Consider the following 18,050-nt stretch of genomic DNA (forward strand, 5'->3'; position numbering starts at 1 on the left):
ACTTAGATCAGTTCCACCGCCAGCGCGGTGGCTTCGCCGCCGCCGATGCACAGGCTGGCCACGCCGCGCTTGCCGCCGCGCTGCCTCAAGGCCGACAGCAGCGAGATCACGATGCGGGCGCCGGACGCGCCTATCGGGTGGCCCAGCGCACAGGCGCCGCCGTGCACGTTCACCTTGTCGTGCGGCAGCTTCAAGTCGTGCATGGCCGCCATCGTCACCACGGCGAAAGCCTCGTTGATTTCGAACAGATCCACGCCCTCCGCCGTCCAGCCGGTCTTGGCGAACAGTTTCTGCATCGCGCCCACCGGCGCGGTGGTGAACCAGCCCGGCTCGTGGGCAAAACTGCTGTGGCCGACGATGCGGGCGATGGGATGCAGCCCGCGTTTGGCCGCCTCGGCCGCCGTCATCAGCACCAGGGCGGCGCCGCCGTCGGAAATGGAGCTGGAGTTGGCCGGCGTCACGGTGCCGTCCTTCTTGAAGGCCGGCTTGAGCGTCGGAATCTTGTCCAGGTTGGCCTTCAGCGGCTGCTCGTCGGTGTCCACCACGGTGTCGCCGCCACGGCCCGGCACCGTCACCGCCGCGATTTCATCCTTGAACTGGCCGCCCTGGATCGCCTGCTGCGCGCGCAGCAGGGAGGCAATGGCGAATTCGTCCTGGTCCTGGCGGCTGAAGCCGTATTTCTCGGCGCACTGCTCTGCGAACACGCCCATCAGCGTGCCCTTTTGATAGGCGTCTTCCAGCCCGTCCAGGAACATGTGATCCTTGATTTCGCCGTGCCCCAGGCGCAGGCCGCCGCGCGCCTTCGGCACCAGGTAAGGCGCGTTGCTCATGCTTTCCATGCCGCCTGCCAGCAGCACGCTGCCGTTGCCTGCCAGCAGCTGGTCATGCGCCATCATGATGGCCTTCATGCCGGAGCCGCACATCTTGTTGATGGTGGTGCACGGCGTGGCCTGGGGCAAGCCGCCGCCCAGCGCCGCCTGGCGCGCAGGCGCCTGGCCCTGGCCTGCCGGCAGCACGCAGCCCATGATCACCTCGTCCACATCGCCGGCGGCTACGCCGGCCCGCTCCACCGCCGCGCGGATGGCGGCCGCGCCCAGCTGGCTGGCGGTCAGGCCGGACAACGCGCCCTGGAAGCCGCCCATGGCGGTGCGAGCCATGCCCACGATCACGATTTCTTGTTGTTGCATCACAGCTCCTTTGCTTGGTTGTGGCCGTTGCCGCGCTTGCCCAGCGATTTTTCGCACTGGCCGCGCAACTGGCCGATTTCGGTCAGCACCACCTTGATGTCTTCCATCTGCGCCAACAGCTGCTGTTCCTTGCGCGCCAGGATGCGGATGAATTCCTGCAGTTGCGGCGCGTCATCGTGCGCCGCGTCGTACAGCGCGAACAGCTCGCGTATCTCCTGCAGGGACAGGCCGATGCGCTTGCCGCGCAGAATCAGCATCAGCCGCACCCGGTCGCGCCGGTTGTAGATGCGGCGCTGCCCTGCCCGCGCCGGCTCCAGCAGGCCCTGGTCCTCGTAGAAGCGGATGGCGCGGGTGGTGATGTCGAACTCCTGCGCGAGTTCGGTGATATTGAAAACCTGTTCGCCCATGCGTTTGTCCCCTGATCTTCCGGCTGCGGCCACGCGCGCCACAGTCGCTTGCTTTTGACTTCATTGTCTGTTGACGTTGACGTAAACGTCAAGTTATCGTGAGCGAAAGTAGAGCAAACAGTCCAGGAGAATCCAGATGAGCCAGAAAATCGGCGTGGTGGGCGCAGGCACCATGGGCAACGGCATCGCCCAGGTGTTCGCGATGAAGGGTTTCGACGTGGTCTTGGCCGACGTCAACGACGCGGCCCTGGTCAAGGGCATGGCCAATATCAACATCAGCCTGCAGCGCATGGCCAAGAAAGAACTGATCGCCGAGGCCAATATCGCCGGCATTCTCGCCCACATCCGCAGCACCACCCAGCTGGCCGACCTGGCCGGCTGCGACGTGGTGGTGGAAGCCGCCACCGAAAACGCCGAGATCAAGGAGAAAATCTTCCGCGACCTGGCCGCCGTCGTCGGCGAAAAGTGCGTGCTGGCCTCCAATACTTCGTCCATCTCCCTCACCCGCATCGCCAGCTGGGTCAGCCACCCCGAGCGCGTGGTGGGCATGCACTTCATGAACCCGGTGCCGCTGATGCAGCTGGTGGAAATCATCCGCGCGCTGCAAACCGGCGACGAAGCCTACCAGACCGTATTCCATCTGACCCAGGCCCTGGGCAAGACCCCGGTGACGGTCAAGGACGGCGCAGGCTTCGTCTCCAACCGCATCCTGATGCCGATGATCAACGAAGCCGCCTTCGCGCTGTTCGAAAACCTGGCCACCGCCGAAGACATCGATACCGTGATGAAGCTGGGGATGAACCACCCGATAGGCCCCCTGGCCCTGGCCGACCTGATCGGCCTGGACACCTGTCTGTCCATCATGGACATCCTGCATCGCGAATTCCGCGACAGTAAATACCGCGCCTGCCCGCTGCTGGTGCAGCTGGTGCAGGCAGGACACCTGGGCCGCAAGAGCGGCAAGGGTTTCTACAGCTACAACTGAGCAGCGCCATCAGCCCGCACAAATAGAGGAGGCAGTGCCATGAGCCAGTCGGTACCCAAGATCAAGCTGTTGATAGGCGGCGAATTCGTCGACTCCCACACCACGGAATGGCGCGACATCGTCAATCCGGCCACCCAGGAAGTGCTGGCGCGCGTGCCGCTGGCCACCGCCGACGAGGTGAACGCCGCCGTGGCCGCCGCCAAGGAAGCGTTCAAGACCTGGAAGAAAACGCCTATCGGCGCGCGCGCGCGCATCTTCCTGAAATACCAGCAGCTGATCCGCGAAAACATGAAGGAGCTGGCCGCCATCCTCACCGCCGAGCAAGGCAAGACCCTGGCTGACGCCGAGGGCGACGTGTTCCGCGGCCTGGAAGTGGTGGAGCACGCGGCCAATATCGGCACGCTGCAACTGGGCGAGTACGCCGAAAACGTAGCCGGCGGCGTGGACACTTATACCGTGCAGCAGCCGCTGGGCGTGTGCGCCGGCATCACCCCCTTCAACTTCCCGGCCATGATCCCGCTGTGGATGTTCCCGATGGCCATCGCCACCGGCAACACCTTCGTGCTGAAGCCGTCCGAACAAGACCCGATGGTGACCATGCGCTTGGTGGAGCTGGCGCTGCAAGCCGGCATTCCCAAGGGCGTGCTGAACGTGGTGCATGGCGCGGCCGACGTGGTCAACGCCATCTGCGACCATCCCGACATCAAGGCCGTGTCCTTCGTCGGCTCCACCAAGGTAGGCACCCATGTCTACCAACGCGCCACCCTCAGCGGCAAGCGCGCCCAGTGCATGATGGGCGCCAAGAACCACGCCATCGTGCTGCCGGACGCCAATAAGGAGCAGGCGCTGAACCAACTGACCGGCGCGGCTTTCGGCGCGGCCGGCCAGCGCTGCATGGCCTTGACCGTGGCCGTGCTGGTGGGCGAGGCGCAAAGCTGGATTCCGGAACTGGTGGCCAAGGCCAAGGGCTTGAAAGTGGGCGCCGGCAAGGACAATCTGGACCTGGGCCCGCTGATCTCCTGCGCCGCGCGCGACCGGGTGGAAGGCCTGATCGCCAAGGGCGTGGAGCAAGGCGCCAAGCTGGAACTGGACGGCCGCGGCGTGCAGGTGGCCGGGTTCGAGAACGGCAACTTCGTCGGCCCCACCATCTTCTCCGGCGTCAAACCCGAGATGGCCATCTACCACCAGGAAATCTTCGGCCCCGTGCTGTGCCTGATGGCGGCGGACACCCTGGACGACGCCATCGCCATCATCAATGCCAATCCCAACGGCAACGGCACCGCCATCTTCACCCAGAGCGGCGCGGCGGCGCGCAAGTTCCAGGAAGACATCGACGTGGGCCAGGTGGGCATCAACGTGCCGATCCCGGTGCCGGTGCCGCTGTTCAGCTTCACCGGCAGCCGCGCGTCCAAGCTGGGCGACTTGGGTCCCTACGGCAAGCAGGTGGTGGCCTTCTACACCCAGACCAAGACCGTCACCAGCCGCTGGTTCGACGACGAGGCGAGCATGGGCAAGGTGCACACCACCATCTCGCTGCGCTGATTGTCGCGTAGGGCGGACGCCCCGTCAGCGGGGCAATCCGCCTGCTCCGCCCGCATAGGAATACAGAACATGAATTTTGACCTGACCGAAGACCAACTCGCCTTCCAGCAAAGCGCGCGCGACTTCGCCGAGCATGAACTGGCGCCGCGCGCGGCCGAATGGGATGCCGAGTCCATCTTTCCGCTGGACGTGATCCGCCAGAGCGGTGAAATGGGCTTTCTGGGCCTCTACACCCCGGAAGCCTACGGCGGCCTGGGCCTGTCGCGGCTGGACTCCGCCATCGTATTCGAGGAGCTGGCCGCCGGCTGCACCTCCACCGCCGCCTACCTCACCATCCACAACATGGTCAGCTGGATGATCGCCAGCTTCGGCAGCAAACAGCTGGCCGAGCAGTGGGTGCCGAAAATGGTGACGGGCGAGATATTGGGCAGCTACTGCCTGACCGAGCCCGGCGCCGGCTCCGACGCCGCCTCGCTGAAAACCCGCGCCGAGAAAAAAGGCGAAGTCTATGTGCTCAACGGCGGCAAGATGTTCATCTCCGGCGCCGGCAGCACCCAGGTGCTGGTAGTGATGGCCCGCACCGGCGGCCCCGGCCCCAAGGGCATTTCCGCCTTCGTGGTGCCGGCGGACGCGCCGGGCGTCAGCTACGGCAAGAAGGAAAAGAAGATGGGCTGGAACAGCCAGCCCACCCGCGCCATCACCTTCGACAACGTCCAAATCCCGGTGGAAAACCGCCTGGGCGAGGAAGGCCAAGGCTTCGCCTTCGCCATGAAGGGGTTGGACGGCGGCCGCATCAATATCGCCACCTGCGCCGTCGGCACCGCGCAAGCCGCCTTGAACGCCGCCCAGCGCTATGTGCAGGAGCGCCAGCAATTCGGCCATCCGCTGGCAGAGCTGCAAACCGTGCAATTCCGCCTAGCCGACATGCTGACCGAACTGGTGGCCGCCCGCCAGATGGTGCGGCTGGCCGCCTGGAAGCTGGACAATGCCAGCCCCGACGCCACCGCCTATTGTGCGATGGCAAAGCGCCTGGCCACCGACTTGAGCTTCAATATCGCCAATAACGCGCTGCAGCTGTTCGGCGGCTACGGTTATCTGCAGGACTTCCCGCTGGAGCGCCATGTGCGCGATCTGCGCGTGCACCAGATACTGGAAGGCACCAACGAAGTGATGCGCATGATAGTCGCGCGCAAGCTGCTGCAGGACGGCGCGCTGGAAACGCTGCGTTAACAGCTTATTTGGCCGCCACGAAAACCACGAAAGAACACGAACTATCGCGCCCTAGGATCACGCCACCTGCTTGCGGCCATGGCAAGAGTGGTCTCATTCGTGTCTTTTCGTGGCAGAAGAAAAGGAATTCAGATGCAAAACTACGCCCACCTGAACGTGGAAAAACGCGGCCACACCGCCGTGGTGACCATAGACAACCCGCCGGCCAACACCTGGAACCGCGAGAGCCTGACCGCGCTGAAACAGCTGGTGGCCGACCTCAACGCCGACCGCGACATCTACGCACTGGTCATCACCGGCCAGGGCGAGAAGTTCTTCTCCGCCGGCGCGGACCTGAATATGTTCGCCGACGGCGACAAAAAGGTCGCCACCGAGATGACCATGCTGTTCGGCGAAGCCTTTGAGGCGCTGTCAGCTTTTCGCGGCGTCAGCATCGCCGCCGTCAACGGCTACGCCATGGGCGGCGGCCTGGAGTGCGCGCTGGCCTGCGACATCCGCATCGCCGAGGAGCAGGCGCAGATGGCGCTGCCGGAAGCCGGCGTCGGCCTCTTGCCCTGCGCCGGCGGCACGCAGAACCTGCCCTGGCTGGTGGGCGAAGGCTGGGCCAAGCGCATGATTTTGTGCGGCGAGCGCGTCAACGCCGCCACCGCCGAGCGCATCGGCCTGGTGGAGCAAGTGGTGGCCAAGGGCGAGGCGCTGGCAACCGCCATCCAGCTGGCCGAGGGCGTGGCCAAACAGTCGCCGTCGTCGGTGGGCGTATGCAAGCAGCTGGTGCAAGCCGCCCGCACCCAGCCGCCGGCCTGGAACCTGATCAAGGAGCGCGAGGCCTTCATCAAGCTGTTCGACACCCATGACCAGGGCGAAGGCACCCGCGCCTTCCTGGAAAAGCGCGCGCCGAACTGGAAGAACGCCTGAACTCAAAAACACACGGTCACGAACCCCACAAAAACACGAAAGCGGCGAGCGGCAGCCCCGAGTCACCGGTGGCGTAAGCCCACCGCTTTGCTACTGCCTTTTGTGGTTAACAACCGTCTTTCCGGAGTCTCCCCATGCATGACGCGGTGCTGTTTGACGAACTGACCACCAGCGACGGCCATCGCATCGCCATCGCCACCCTCAACGCCGAAAAGTCGCTGAACGCGCTGACGCTGGAGATGATCCGGCTGCTGGACGCGCGGCTCACCATCTGGGAGCGCGACGAAGGCATCGTCGCCGTGGTGCTGCGCGGCGCCGGCGAGCGCGCCTTCTGCGCCGGCGGCGACGTGCGCAGCCTGCGCGGCAAGCTGATAGATGAGCCCCACTACCCCAACCCGCACGCGATGGCTTTCTTCGCCGAGGAATACACGCTCGACTATCGCATCCACCGCTACAGGAAACCCTTGATTGTTTGGGGCGGCGGCATCGTCATGGGCGGCGGCCTGGGCCTGATGGCGGGCGCCAGCCACCGCGTGGCCACCCCGGCCACCCGCATCGCCATGCCGGAAATCACCATCGGCCTGTATCCGGACGTGGGCGGCAGCTGGTTCCTGCAGCGCATGCCGGCCCACCTGGGCCTGTTCCTGGCCTTGACCGGGGCGCCCTTGAACGCGCACGACGCGCTGATAGCCAACCTGGCCGACCACGTGCTGGCCGCCGACGCCTACCCGGCGCTGCTGAAAGCCTTGCAGGCGGCCAACTGGGGCGGCGACGCGCATGCGCGCCCGGCCCTGGTCAGCGCGCTGCTCAATCAGCTGGAAGGCCAACTGGGCGATGCCTTGCCGGCGTCCAACGTCGAGCGCAACCTGCTGGCCGTGCACCGGCTGATGAATAAGGGCGATCTGGCCGCCGTCAGCGCCGCGCTGACGGAAACGGCGTTCGAAGACCCGTGGCTCGCCGACGCCGCCAAGAATTTCGTCCACGGCAGCCCCACCTCCGCCGCCGTCAGCTGGGAAATCCTGAACCGCTCCAAGCACATGTCGCTGGCCGAGTCCCTGCGCATGGAGCTGGTGCTGTCCATCAACTTCTGCGCCCGCTCCGACTTCCCGGAAGGCGTGCGCGCGCTGCTGGTGGACAAGGATCGCAAGCCGCATTGGAGCCGCCAGCTGCAAGACATAGACCAAGCCTGGGTGGACGGACATTTCGAATCGCCCTGGCGCGACGGCGACCATCCGCTGGCTGGATTGAAATAACCCCCTCTCCCCGGCCCTCTCCCGCGAGGGGAGAGGGAGGGCAAGTCAGCGACTTGCTGGTTTTCAGCGCCAACGCGCGGCGCTGGAAAGTTCAAGGTCTGCCTCCCTCACGGGGATTCGTACAACGCAACACGCAGCCGAACGTCAACAACACAACAGCCCCTCTCCCCTCAAGGAAGAGGGAGGGCAAGTCGGCGACTTGCTGGCTTTCAGCGCCATCTCACAACACTGGAAACCTCTAGGCCGACTCGACCTCCCTCGCGGAGAGTCGCAAATACACTCGATACGCATCCAAACATCGACAACGCCATAGCCCCTCTCCCCTCGCGGGAGAGGGGTTGGGAAGAGGGGGCGAATCAAGCCGTCCCGTCAAACGAGCAAAGGAAGAGACATGGAAAACATCGCCTTCATCGGCCTGGGCAATATGGGCGGCCCGATGGCCGTCAATCTGCTGAACAAGGGCTTCAAGGTCAGCGCCTTCGACCTGTCTGCCGAGGCCTTGGCCAAGGTGGCTGCCGCCGGCGGCCGCGCCGCCTCCAGCGCCGCCGATGCGATTGACGGCGCCAGCGTGGTGATCTCCATGCTGCCGGCCGGCAAGCATGTGCAGGGACTCTACCTGGGCGACGACGGTTTGTTCGCCAAGCTGCCCAAGGGTACGCTGATCATAGACTGCAGCACCATAGACGCCGGCGCCGCGCGCAAAGTGGCAGAGGCGGCGCAGGCGCAGGGCCTGGCCATGCTGGACGCGCCGGTGTCCGGCGGCACGGCCGGCGCGGCGGCCGGCACCCTGACCTTCATCGTCGGCGGCGAAGCGGGCGACCTGGCGCGCGCGCGGCCGGTGTTGGAGGCCATGGGCAAGAACATCTTCCACGCCGGCGGCCCCGGCGCCGGCCAGACCGCCAAGATCTGCAACAATATGCTGCTGGGCATCCTGATGGCCGGCACCGCCGAGGCGCTAGCCCTGGGCGTCAAGAACGGCCTGGACCCGAAAGTGCTGTCCGAGATCATCAGCAAGAGCTCGGGCCGCAACTGGGCGACGGAACTCTACAACCCGTGGCCCGGCGTGATGGAGAATGTTCCGGCCAGCCGCAACTACGCCGGCGGATTCATGTCCGAACTGATGCTGAAAGACCTGGGTTTGGCCGAGGAAACCGCCTTGCAAAGCCATGCATCCAACCCGCTGGGCGCCTTGGCCCGCAATCTGTACGAGGAGCATGTGCAACAGGGCAATGGCAAGCTGGACTTCTCCAGCATCGTCAAACATTTCCATACGCTGAACTGACAAGGTCCAGATATCCGCCACAATAAATATGACGTGTGGTAGATTTAGCCTCAGGTCTAGTGACGGGAGGGCGCTCAGCGTCCTCCCGTCTTGCGTTGACAGACCACAACATCGACAAGAACAAGTCTGCAAGGATGAACATGCCTCACTCCATCGCCCTGAAAAGCATCGCCGCAGCCACCTTACTGGCCTGCGCCGCGTCCGCCTCCGCCGCCGGCTACCAGCAGCCGCCCGCCAATATTCTCAAGGTGATGCGCGCGCCCGCCCTGCCCACGCCCAGCATCAACCCCACCCGCGACGCCATGCTGCTGGTGGGCTGGCAGGAGTACCCGTCCATCGCCCGCGTGGCCGCGCCGTATCTGAAACTGGCCGGCACGCGCATCGAACCGGCCAACCGCGCCAAACATGACACGCCCGGCGGCTACGGCATCGCGCCATGCGCGGAGAGCTTCAAGCTGGTGAAGATACCCAGCGGCAGGGAAACCCCGGTGGCCCTGCCGGCAGGTTCCTGCCCCGACGCGCCGGCCTGGTCCGCCGACGGTAAGCGTTTCGCCTTCGCCAATGCCACTAAGGATGCGGTGGAGCTGTGGGTGGGCGACGCCGCCAGCGGCAAGCTGCGCAAGATACCGGGCATTCGCCTCAACCCCATGCTCAATGACGAGTTGCAATGGATGCCGGACCAGAAGACGCTGCTGGTCAAGACCGTGCCGGCCAGGCAAGGGCCGGCGCCGGCCAAGTCCATCGGCCCGGATGGCCCCAGCGTGCAGGAAAGCGATGGCGTGAAGGGGGAAAGCAGCACCTATGAGGTGCGCGACACGCTGAACAACCCGCACGACGAGGCCTTGTTCGACTACTACGGCGCCTCGCAATTGATGCTGGTGGACGCCGCCAGCGGCAAGGCCACGCCCATAGGCGAGCCGGCGCTGTACGACGGCGTAGGCCCCTCCCCGGATGGCAAGCACCTCCTGGTTTCCAGCGTGCGCCGCCCCTATTCCTACGTCACCACTTACGAGCGTTTCCCGCACGAGGTTCAGGTTTGGGCGCTGTCTAAGCCGGGCCGCGTCGCCATCCGCTCCATCGCCACCCTGCCGCTGGCGGACCGCGTGCCGGTGCATGGCGAACCGCTAGGCCCGCGCGACTTCTCCTGGCGCGCCAACGACCCCGCCACGCTGATCTGGGCCGAGGCGCTGGACGGCGGCGATTGGAAAAACACCGTGCCGGCGCGCGACAAAGTGATGACGTGGAAGGCGCCGTTCACCGGCAAGCCGGTGGAACTGCTGCGCACCGCGCAGCGCTTTGGCGGCATAGAATGGGGCGAGCGCCGCGATACTGCGCTGGTCAGCGAGTTCGACATCAACCGCCACTGGTATCAAACCCGCGTCGTCAACTTTGAAGACCCGGCGCAAAAGTCCCGCCTGCTGTGGAGCTTGTCCTACGACGACAAGTACGCCTCGCCCGGCACGCCGGTCACCCGCACCCTGGCCAATGGTTTCCGCGTGATCCGTCAGGACGGCGACGCCATCTACCTGAACGGCGCCGGCGCCTCGCCCGAGGGCAACCGCCCCTTCCTCGACAAGCTGAATTTGAAAACGCTGGCCAGCGAACGGCTGTTCCGCAGCGGCAAGGACGCGCTGGAGCGCCCGGTGGCGCTGACCGGCGCCAACAGCTTCCTGACCTGGCGCCAAACCCCCATGGCCGCGCCGAATGTTTATCTGCGCACGCTGCAACAGCCCATCGCCGCCGCCAAGGGCGAGGCCGCCTTCGCCTCCAGCGAAGTCGCCGTCAGCCATATCACCGATCCGACGCCCGAGCTGCGCCAGATCAAAAAGCGACTGGTCAAATATATGCGCGCCGACGGCATGGAACTGTCATTCACGCTATACACCCCGCCGGGCTATAAGGAAGGCACCCGCATCCCCGCCATCCTCAACGCCTATCCGCTGGACTACGCCGACGCCGCCAGCGCCGGCCAGGTCAGCGGCTCGCAACAGACCTTCACCCGCCTCTATCAGTACAAATACCTGCTGCTGGCGGGCTACGCCATCATCGACCAGGCATCGTTCCCCATCGTGGGCGACCCCAAGGCCGCTTACGACACTTACCTGGACCAGCTGAAGATGGACGCCCAGGCCGCGGTGGATGAGGCGGTGAAGCTGGGCGTGGCGGACCCGGACCGCATCGGCGTCACCGGCCACAGCCACGGCGCGCTGATGACGGCGAATCTGCTGGCGCACACCGATCTGTTCCGCGCCGGCGCGGCCACCAGCGGCTCCTACAACAAGACGCTGACGCCGTTTGGCTTCCAGAGCGAGCGCCGCTCGGTATGGGAGGCGCCGGAGGTGTACCGCAAGGCGTCCACCTTCTTCTACGCCGACAAGCTAAAGACGCCCATCCTGATCATGCACGGCGCGGATGACGCCAATCCCGGCACGACACCCTTGCAGGCGGTCAAGTTCTACGAAGCCATCCGCGGCAACGGCGGCACCGCTCGCCTGGTGATGCTGCCGCACGAGCCGCACTGGTACGCCGCGCGCGAATCCAACGAGCAACTGGTTTACGAAATGCTGAACTGGTTCGACAAATACGTGAAAAACGCTCCGCCGCGCGCGCAGAAAACCGCGCAAGCCGGGCAGCCGGCAACGCAGCCCTGATCGCAAGCCATGCGCGCCCCGACTCGCCTCGGGGCGCGTTTTCCAGCCATGTCCGGCTTACCTCAAGTCCAGCCGGACAAACTCTATGTCATCGACCAGGCATCCGCCCACGGTATCGTTATCCGGCAACACCCGGCCACGGACAAAGCCGGCCCGCTCCAGCACCCGCATCGAGGCCTCGTTGCCCAGCGTCACCGTCGCGCGCTGCTCATGCACGCCTTGCCCGGACAGATGGCCAGCCAGGGCCAATACCGCCTCGCTGGCGTAGCCCTGCCCCCAATATTCCGGCCCGAACCAATAACCCACATTAACGGCGACGCCATCGGCGCGGACATCGGCGTCCAGCGCGCCCAGCCAAGCGCCGTCAGCCGCGCGTTGTGCCGCCCAGCCGAAAAAATACTCCTCGCGCTCGCCGGCGCCTTCCTGCCTTAACTCGCCCCAGCGGCGAGCCAAGGCCTCCGCCGACTCCGGCCGGCGCATCGAAATCCAGTCGTAAATGCGCGGCTGCCGCAGCAAGGGGAACAGCGCATCGGCGTGCTCCGCCCCCAGCGGCAGCAATCGCAAGCGCGGCGTGACGATGGGCGCGGCTACGCCCTCTCGGTTCCAAACTCTCATATCGTTCCTTCAATCTGGCGGGCGCCCCGCGCCGCGGGGCGATCCACCGCCATCGACAACTGGCCCGGCAGGCCGAGCCTCCCCCTAGCGACGCCGCGCCGCCTTGCTGCGCGCCTTCCATTCCCGGCGCTGCTGCTGGCGTTGCAGCGGGCTCTGCTCCAGCCTCCGGGTCTCACGCAACAGCTTGTGGTAATTGCGCAGCCGGTCTGCGTCTACCCCGGCCCTCACCGCGCAGCCAGGCTCCTCCTGGTGGCGGCAATCGCGGAATTGACAGCGCCCCGCCAGCTCGGCGATGTCGGCGAAGCTGCCTGCCAGTGCCTGCTCGTCCAGCGGCGCTTGCAGGCCGCGGACGCCGGGCGTATCGATGATGCAGGCGCCGCCCGGGCATGGCAGCAGGGTGCGCGCCGTCGTCGTGTGGCGGCCTCGGCTATCGTCGTCCCTGACTTCGCCCACGATCTGGGTCGCCTCGCCCAGCAGCGCATTGCTGAGCGTCGATTTGCCAGCGCCGGACGAGCCCAGCAGCACCAGGGTCTGCCCCGCGCCCAGCCAGGGCGCAAGCGCCTCGCGGCAGCTCGGGTCATTGCCGTTCAGCGCCAGGATGGGCGGCGCGGGGCGCAGGCGACGCTCCAGTTCCGCGACTCTATCTGCGGTGTCGGCGCACAGGTCTGCCTTGCTCAACACCACCACCGGCGCGACGCCGGCGGACGCCGCCAGACCCAAATAGCGCTCCAGGCGGCGCGGGTTGTAGTCGCCGTCCAGGCCCATCACCAGCAACGCGGTGTCGACGTTGGACGCGTAGACCTGGCGCGCGCCTTCGTCATTAAAGCGCGCCAATTGATTGAACGGCTCCAGTCGGTCGATCAGCCGCCACGGCCCTTCCGCCTGCGGCTGGCACAGCGCCCAATCGCCTACCGCCAGCTCGCCGTGCGCATGGGGCAAAGCCTGGGCCGGCCATTCGGACTCGCCGTCATGCCCCCAAACGCAATCGCGCTGCACGCGGCAGACGCGGACCAGTTGTCTATCTTGATCGCCGGCCAAAACCAGCGCTTGCTGCAACAATTGCGGCGTCAGGCCGATGGCGGCCAAGCGCGGAAAATCGAAATTCAGCATCAGAACTCCTGCGAACGCTCGCAAGCCGACACTGCCCGGCAGCGCCAGGCTTGATTGAGCTTTAAGAAAAGAATGAGGAAATCAGCCTGGCGGACAGGCGGATGTCACCGCGCGGATGCGGTGGAAGGGAACAAGCGGGGAACGGTCGCCGAGCGGCGACTACGGACTAGCGTGGAAAACGATTCAAGCGATGCCGCCGCATCCGGAAACCGCTACGCCGACTTGCCCTTGCGCGTCAATGTCGAATCTATCCATCTGCAGTCTCCTTGCGTAGTTTGATCGGAAGCCGCCAGCATGCCACAAGAAAATGAATATGTCATTTTATTTGAACGGCGATCGTCTCAGGCAAAACAAAACCCGCGCCGTTTTGCAACGGGGCGGGCTCAGTGCGAAGGCAGGCAAGCTGCCTTACACGGCGGTCGGCTCCTTCATCAGCAAGGTAATCATGCTGGCCACCTTGCGCTTCAGCTCGCGCCGGTCCACCACCATGTCCACCGCGCCTTTTTCCAGCAGGAATTCGGCGCGCTGGAAGCCTTCCGGCAGCGTCTCGCGCACCGTTTGCTCGATCACGCGCGCGCCGGCGAAGCCGATGCGCGCCTTGGGCTCGGCCATCACCACGTCGCCCAGGAAGGCGAAGGAGGCGGACACGCCGCCCATGGTCGGATCGGTCAGGATGGAGATGAACGGGAGTTTATGCTCGGACAAGAGCTGCAGCGCGGCGCTGGTCTTGGCCATCTGCATCAGCGAGTTCAAGCCTTCCTGCATGCGCGCGCCGCCGGATGCGGCCACGCAGATGAAAGGCGCCTTGGCCTCCACCGCGGCGCGCACGCCGCGCACGAAGCGCTCGCCCACTACCGAGCCCATGGAGCCGCCGATGAACTTGAATTCAAACGCGGCGACCACGGCCGGCAGCGAATGGATGCTGCCTTGCATCACCACCAGCGCGTCGTCCTCGCCGGTTTCGCTCTTGGCCGCGTTCAGACGGTCCGGGTACTTCTTGCTGTCCTTGAATTTCAGGATATCCACCGGCTTGACCTCTTCGCCAAGCTCGCGGCGGCCTTCCTCATCCAGCAACAGGTTCAGGCGCTGGCGCGCCGTCAAGGGATGATGATGGCCGCACTTGGGGCAAACCTGCTGATTGCTTTCCAAGTCGGTGTAATACAGTACGGCTTCGCATTCCGGGCACTTGCTCCAAAGCCCCTCGGGCACCGCGGAAGGCTTGTCGGCGCGGTTTTCGCGCTTGATCTTCGGCGGGAGGAGCTTATTCAACCAGCTCATGCTGACTCCTTGAATCTGAGTGCGCGGGCCAGGGCCCGGCACATGAACGGGGGCGCTGCGCCCCCGTCGGTGTTCTAGCGGATGGCGGCCTTCAGTTCGGCCACCAGACGGGTTAACTGCTCTTTGGCAGTTTCGGGTGTCGCCGCCTCAATTTCCTGTACCAGCCTGCTGCCCACCACCACCGCGTCTGCAGTGGCCGCGATGGCCTTCGCGGTTTCGGCGTCGCGAATCCCGAAGCCCACGCCTATCGGCAGCGGCAGTTGTTGTCTGAGGGCAGCAATTTTACGCGCTACGTCGTCAATGTCCAGATGTCCCGCGCCGGTGACGCCCTTCAAGGACACATAATAGACATAACCGCGCGCCAGCTTGGCGATTTCCGCCACCCGCGCAGGCGGCGTGGTGGGCGCGATCAGGAACACGGTGTCCAGGCCCTCGGCGTCCAGCGCCGCCTGCAGCTCGGCCGCTTCTTCCGGCGGACAATCGACGGTCAGCGCGCCGTCCACGCCCGCGGCTTTGGCGCGTTTGGCAAATTCGGTATAGCCCATGGCGCACAGCGGGTTCAGATAGCCCATCAGCACCACCGGCGTGACGTCGTCTGTGCGGCGGAATTCCGCCACCATCTCCAGCACGTGGCGCAGGCCCACTTTGTGCACCAGGGCGCGCTCCGAGGCGCGCTGGATCACGGGACCATCTGCCATCGGGTCGGAAAACGGCACCCCCAGTTCGATGATGTCGGCGCCGCCCTCCACCAGGCCGTGCATCAGCGACACGGTCAGTTCGGGATGCGGGTCGCCTGCGGTGATGAACGGGATCAGGGCCTTCTTGCCCGCCAGCGCGGCGAATCGTTTTTCTATGCGTGACATGCGGCTTCTCCTTACAGCGTAATGCCGGAGAGGCCGGCAACGGTATTGATGTCCTTGTCGCCGCGGCCGGACAGATTGACCAGAATGACCTGGTCCTTGCCCATGCTAGGCGCGACCTTGGCGGCCCAGGCCAGCGCGTGGCTGGACTCCAGCGCCGGAATGATGCCTTCCAGATGGCAGCAGTCGTGGAAGGCGCGCAGCGCTTCGTCGTCGTTGATCGCCACGTACTCCGCGCGGCCGATGTCCTTCAGGTGGCAATGCTCCGGCCCCACGCCCGGGTAGTCCAGACCGGCGGAGACGGAGTGGGTCTCGATGATCTGGCCGTCCGCGTCCTGCATCAGATAGCTCTTGGAGCCGTGCAGCACCCCCACCTTAGCGCCGGCCGTGATAGGCGCGGCATGCTTGCCGCTTTCGATGCCGTAACCGCCCGCCTCCACGCCCACCATGCGCACGCCGGGCACGTCGATATAGGGATGGAACATGCCGATGGCGTTGGAGCCGCCGCCGACGCACGCTACCACCACATCCGGCTGGCGGCCTATCACCTCCGGCATCTGCACCTTGGCCTCCTGGCCGATCACCGACACGAAGTCCCGCACCAGCATCGGGTACGGGTGCGGGCCGGCTGCGGTGCCCAGGATGTAAAAAGTGGAGTCGACATTGGTCACCCAGTCGCGCATCGCTTCGTTCAACGCGTCCTTCAGCGTCTTGGAGCCGGACTCCACCGGCACCACGGTGGCGCCCAGGAGCTTCATGCGGAAAACATTGGGCGACTGGCGCTTAACATCCTCCGCGCCCATGTACACCACGCACTCCATGCCGTAGCGCGCGGCGACGGTGGCGGTGGCCACGCCGTGCTGGCCGGCGCCGGTCTCGGCGATCACGCGCTTCTTGCCCATGCGGCGGGCCAGCAGGGCCTGGCCGATGGCGTTGTTGATCTTGTGCGCGCCGGTGTGGTTCAGGTCTTCGCGCTTCAGCCAGATTTGCGCGCCGCCCAGCTGTTCGGACCAGCGCTTGGCGTGGTAAACCGGACTGGGACGGCCGACGTAATGCTTGAGCTCATGATGGAATTCTTGCCAGAAAGACGGGTCGGCCTTCACGCGAGCGTATTCTGCTTTCAGCTGGTCCAACGCCACCATCAAGGTTTCGGCGACGTACACGCCGCCGTAAGGGCCGAAGTGGCCCTGCGCATCGGGGAAATCATACCGATCCATGTCTTGCTCCTGATATGAAGGCCGCCATTCTGGCGGCGTCTTTGATTCCTTTGGCCGCCTCCACTCCGCTGGAGACGTCTACCGCCGCCGGCCTTACCCGGCGCACGGCTTCTTCTATATTCTTTTCGTCCAAGCCGCCCGACAAAATCAGCGGCAAAGACAGATCATCCGGCAGCAAGGTCCAGTCAAACGTCGCGCCGGTGCCGCCGTGCGCGCCTTCGACAAAAGCATCGGCCAGCAGGCCGCGCGCATCGGAGTAGGACCTCGCCATTTGCATCAGGTCGACGCCTGGCCTCACCCGCACAGCCTTCAAATAAGGCCGCTGAAACGAGCGGCAAAAATCCGCCTCTTCCTCGCCGTGAAACTGCAGCACGTCGATGGCGCAGCCGGCCAACACCCGCTCCACCCACTCTCGCGCTGGGTTCACGAACAGCGCCACTACGGTGACGAAAGGCGGCAAGGCCGCGATCACCGCCCGCGCCTGCGCGAGGGTGACATTGCGCGGGCTCTTGTCGTAAAACACCAGGCCAATGGCGTCGGCGCCCAATCGGGCCGCTTCCGCGCCGTCTTCTGGCCTGGTGATGCCGCAAATCTTGATCCTGACCACTCTCGCCCCTCGCGCTCAGCGCAGTTTGAGCCGCCCCGCCTCGCAGCAAGATGGCAGGCCGAACGCTTCCGGATAACCCACGCCGGTCAAATACAGCCCATCCGGCATGAAGGTGGGCGGCGCGCAGGTGCGGTCGCGCGCGGCCAGCAAGGCCTGCATGCCGGCAGCGTCCATCGCGCCCTTGCCGACGTAGAGCAAGGCGCCCACCAGATTACGCACCATATGATGCAAAAAGGCATCGGCCATCAGATCGAAGCGGATCAGACCGCCATCTTCCACGATATCCAGCCGCTGCAAATCCTTGACCGGCGATTTGGCCTGACACTCGGACGCGCGGAAGCTGGAAAAATCGTGGCGGCCCAGCAGACATGCCGCCGCCTTGCGCATCGCCGCCACGTCCAAGGCCTGATGATACCAGCCCACCTTGCCCGCCAGCAGGCAGGAACGCACCGGATGGGTCAGCAGGAAATAACTGTAGCTGCGGGAAAAGGCGGAAAACCGCGCGTGGAAATCATCGCCCGCTTCGCGTGCCCACACCACGGCGATCTCGGGCGGCAGCAAGGCGTTGACGCCGCGCACCCAGGCATTCAGCGGCCGGCTGGCTTCGGTGTCGAAATGCGCCACTTGCATCGCGGCGTGCACGCCGGCATCGGTGCGGCCGGCAGCTACCGTGGCAACCTCCCGGTTGCCGGCGATCTGGCCCAGGGCCCGATTCAATATATCCTGTACCGTGTTGCCGTGCGGCTGACTCTGCCAGCCGGCAAATGCCCGACCGTCATACTCGATGCCGAGCGCGATTCTCATACCCACTCATCCATTCATCCGGCGGCCCGCGCGCTGGCAAGGCCGCAAAACCCCCACTTTATCCTATCCAGCCCGGTTTGCGCCACGTCCCAGGCCGCAGAAAAACG

Annotated in this window: 16 protein-coding genes; 7 read left to right on the plus strand and 9 right to left on the minus strand. The window is 65.3% G+C overall.

Annotation, left to right across the window (positions count from 1 at the left end):
- Nucleotides 1-2: 2 nt before the first annotated feature.
- Nucleotides 3-1,187 carry an acetyl-CoA C-acyltransferase gene (locus tag FYK34_RS08160; protein ID WP_149295907.1) on the minus strand — a complete coding sequence of 395 codons (1,185 nt, stop codon included), beginning with the start codon at nt 1,185-1,187 and terminating at the stop codon, nt 3-5.
- The gene (locus FYK34_RS08165) at nt 1,187-1,594 is read right to left on the minus strand and encodes a MerR family transcriptional regulator (protein WP_149295908.1); all 408 of its coding nucleotides are present in this window, start codon (nt 1,592-1,594) and stop codon (nt 1,187-1,189) included. Before FYK34_RS08165 ends, FYK34_RS08160 begins: the two co-directional genes overlap by 1 nt.
- Nucleotides 1,595-1,730: 136 nt before the next feature.
- Here FYK34_RS08165 and FYK34_RS08170 point away from each other — a divergent pair, with 136 nt between their 5' ends.
- The 7 genes from FYK34_RS08170 to FYK34_RS08200 all read left to right on the plus strand — a co-directional run bounded on the left by FYK34_RS08170 (nt 1,731) and on the right by FYK34_RS08200 (nt 11,452).
- Nucleotides 1,731-2,579, plus strand: a complete 849-nt coding sequence (locus tag FYK34_RS08170) for a 3-hydroxybutyryl-CoA dehydrogenase (protein WP_149295909.1) — start codon at nt 1,731-1,733, stop codon at nt 2,577-2,579.
- Between the two features lie 39 nt (nt 2,580-2,618).
- The gene (locus tag FYK34_RS08175; RefSeq protein WP_149295910.1) at nt 2,619-4,121 is read left to right on the plus strand and encodes a CoA-acylating methylmalonate-semialdehyde dehydrogenase; all 1,503 of its coding nucleotides are present in this window, start codon (nt 2,619-2,621) and stop codon (nt 4,119-4,121) included.
- A gap of 69 nt (nt 4,122-4,190) precedes the next feature.
- Nucleotides 4,191-5,351 (plus strand): acyl-CoA dehydrogenase family protein, encoded by a 1,161-nt coding sequence (locus tag FYK34_RS08180; protein ID WP_149295911.1) that lies wholly within the window; start codon nt 4,191-4,193, stop codon nt 5,349-5,351.
- Nucleotides 5,352-5,483: 132 nt separating this feature from the next.
- Nucleotides 5,484-6,266 carry an enoyl-CoA hydratase gene (locus tag FYK34_RS08185; RefSeq protein ID WP_149295912.1) on the plus strand — a complete coding sequence of 261 codons (783 nt, stop codon included), beginning with the start codon at nt 5,484-5,486 and terminating at the stop codon, nt 6,264-6,266.
- Nucleotides 6,267-6,400: 134 nt separating this feature from the next.
- Nucleotides 6,401-7,519, plus strand: a complete 1,119-nt coding sequence (locus FYK34_RS08190) for an enoyl-CoA hydratase/isomerase family protein (protein ID WP_149295913.1) — start codon at nt 6,401-6,403, stop codon at nt 7,517-7,519.
- A gap of 391 nt (nt 7,520-7,910) precedes the next feature.
- Nucleotides 7,911-8,801 (plus strand): 3-hydroxyisobutyrate dehydrogenase, encoded by an 891-nt coding sequence (gene mmsB / locus FYK34_RS08195; protein ID WP_149295914.1) that lies wholly within the window; start codon nt 7,911-7,913, stop codon nt 8,799-8,801.
- A gap of 140 nt (nt 8,802-8,941) precedes the next feature.
- Nucleotides 8,942-11,452 (plus strand): alpha/beta hydrolase family protein, encoded by a 2,511-nt coding sequence (locus tag FYK34_RS08200; RefSeq protein WP_231137404.1) that lies wholly within the window; start codon nt 8,942-8,944, stop codon nt 11,450-11,452.
- A gap of 57 nt (nt 11,453-11,509) precedes the next feature.
- Here the strand turns inward: FYK34_RS08200 and FYK34_RS08205 are convergent, their stop codons facing one another.
- The 7 genes from FYK34_RS08205 to truA form a co-directional block, all read right to left on the minus strand.
- Nucleotides 11,510-12,067, minus strand: a complete 558-nt coding sequence (locus FYK34_RS08205; protein ID WP_149295916.1) for a GNAT family N-acetyltransferase — start codon at nt 12,065-12,067, stop codon at nt 11,510-11,512.
- Nucleotides 12,068-12,151: 84 nt separating this feature from the next.
- A complete protein-coding gene (gene rsgA, locus FYK34_RS08210) occupies nt 12,152-13,177 on the minus strand; it encodes a ribosome small subunit-dependent GTPase A (RefSeq protein WP_149295917.1) in 1,026 nt (341 codons plus the stop codon).
- A 408-nt stretch (nt 13,178-13,585) separates the two neighbouring features.
- A complete protein-coding gene (gene accD / locus FYK34_RS08215; RefSeq protein ID WP_149295918.1) occupies nt 13,586-14,455 on the minus strand; it encodes an acetyl-CoA carboxylase, carboxyltransferase subunit beta in 870 nt (289 codons plus the stop codon).
- 74 nt (nt 14,456-14,529) lie between these two features.
- Nucleotides 14,530-15,318: a tryptophan synthase subunit alpha gene (trpA, locus tag FYK34_RS08220; protein WP_149295919.1), complete on the minus strand. Its 789-nt coding sequence runs from the start codon at nt 15,316-15,318 to the stop codon at nt 14,530-14,532.
- Between the two features lie 11 nt (nt 15,319-15,329).
- Entirely contained in the window at nt 15,330-16,532 is a 1,203-nt protein-coding gene (gene trpB / locus FYK34_RS08225) for a tryptophan synthase subunit beta (RefSeq protein ID WP_149295920.1), read from the minus strand.
- The gene (locus FYK34_RS08230) at nt 16,519-17,139 is read right to left on the minus strand and encodes a phosphoribosylanthranilate isomerase (protein WP_149295921.1); all 621 of its coding nucleotides are present in this window, start codon (nt 17,137-17,139) and stop codon (nt 16,519-16,521) included. Before FYK34_RS08230 ends, trpB begins: the two co-directional genes overlap by 14 nt.
- A 15-nt stretch (nt 17,140-17,154) precedes the next feature.
- Nucleotides 17,155-17,943 (minus strand): tRNA pseudouridine(38-40) synthase TruA, encoded by a 789-nt coding sequence (gene truA / locus FYK34_RS08235; RefSeq protein ID WP_149295922.1) that lies wholly within the window; start codon nt 17,941-17,943, stop codon nt 17,155-17,157.
- Nucleotides 17,944-18,050 lie beyond the last annotated feature (107 nt).

The sequence above is a fragment of the Chromobacterium paludis genome (assembly GCF_008275125.1).
GTDB lineage: Bacteria > Pseudomonadota > Gammaproteobacteria > Burkholderiales > Chromobacteriaceae > Chromobacterium > Chromobacterium paludis.

Coding starts and splice junctions, on each gene's coding strand:
- FYK34_RS08160 (WP_149295907.1), bottom strand. CDS start 1,187: ATGCAACAACAAGAAATCGTGATCGTGGGCATGGCTCGCACCGCCATG.
- FYK34_RS08165 (WP_149295908.1), bottom strand. CDS start 1,594: ATGGGCGAACAGGTTTTCAATATCACCGAACTCGCGCAGGAGTTCGAC.
- FYK34_RS08170 (WP_149295909.1), top strand. CDS start 1,731: ATGAGCCAGAAAATCGGCGTGGTGGGCGCAGGCACCATGGGCAACGGC.
- FYK34_RS08175 (WP_149295910.1), top strand. CDS start 2,619: ATGAGCCAGTCGGTACCCAAGATCAAGCTGTTGATAGGCGGCGAATTC.
- FYK34_RS08180 (WP_149295911.1), top strand. CDS start 4,191: ATGAATTTTGACCTGACCGAAGACCAACTCGCCTTCCAGCAAAGCGCG.
- FYK34_RS08185 (WP_149295912.1), top strand. CDS start 5,484: ATGCAAAACTACGCCCACCTGAACGTGGAAAAACGCGGCCACACCGCC.
- FYK34_RS08190 (WP_149295913.1), top strand. CDS start 6,401: ATGCATGACGCGGTGCTGTTTGACGAACTGACCACCAGCGACGGCCAT.
- mmsB (WP_149295914.1), top strand. CDS start 7,911: ATGGAAAACATCGCCTTCATCGGCCTGGGCAATATGGGCGGCCCGATG.
- FYK34_RS08200 (WP_231137404.1), top strand. CDS start 8,942: ATGCCTCACTCCATCGCCCTGAAAAGCATCGCCGCAGCCACCTTACTG.
- FYK34_RS08205 (WP_149295916.1), bottom strand. CDS start 12,067: ATGAGAGTTTGGAACCGAGAGGGCGTAGCCGCGCCCATCGTCACGCCG.
- rsgA (WP_149295917.1), bottom strand. CDS start 13,177: ATGCTGAATTTCGATTTTCCGCGCTTGGCCGCCATCGGCCTGACGCCG.
- accD (WP_149295918.1), bottom strand. CDS start 14,455: ATGAGCTGGTTGAATAAGCTCCTCCCGCCGAAGATCAAGCGCGAAAAC.
- trpA (WP_149295919.1), bottom strand. CDS start 15,318: ATGTCACGCATAGAAAAACGATTCGCCGCGCTGGCGGGCAAGAAGGCC.
- trpB (WP_149295920.1), bottom strand. CDS start 16,532: ATGGATCGGTATGATTTCCCCGATGCGCAGGGCCACTTCGGCCCTTAC.
- truA (WP_149295922.1), bottom strand. CDS start 17,943: ATGAGAATCGCGCTCGGCATCGAGTATGACGGTCGGGCATTTGCCGGC.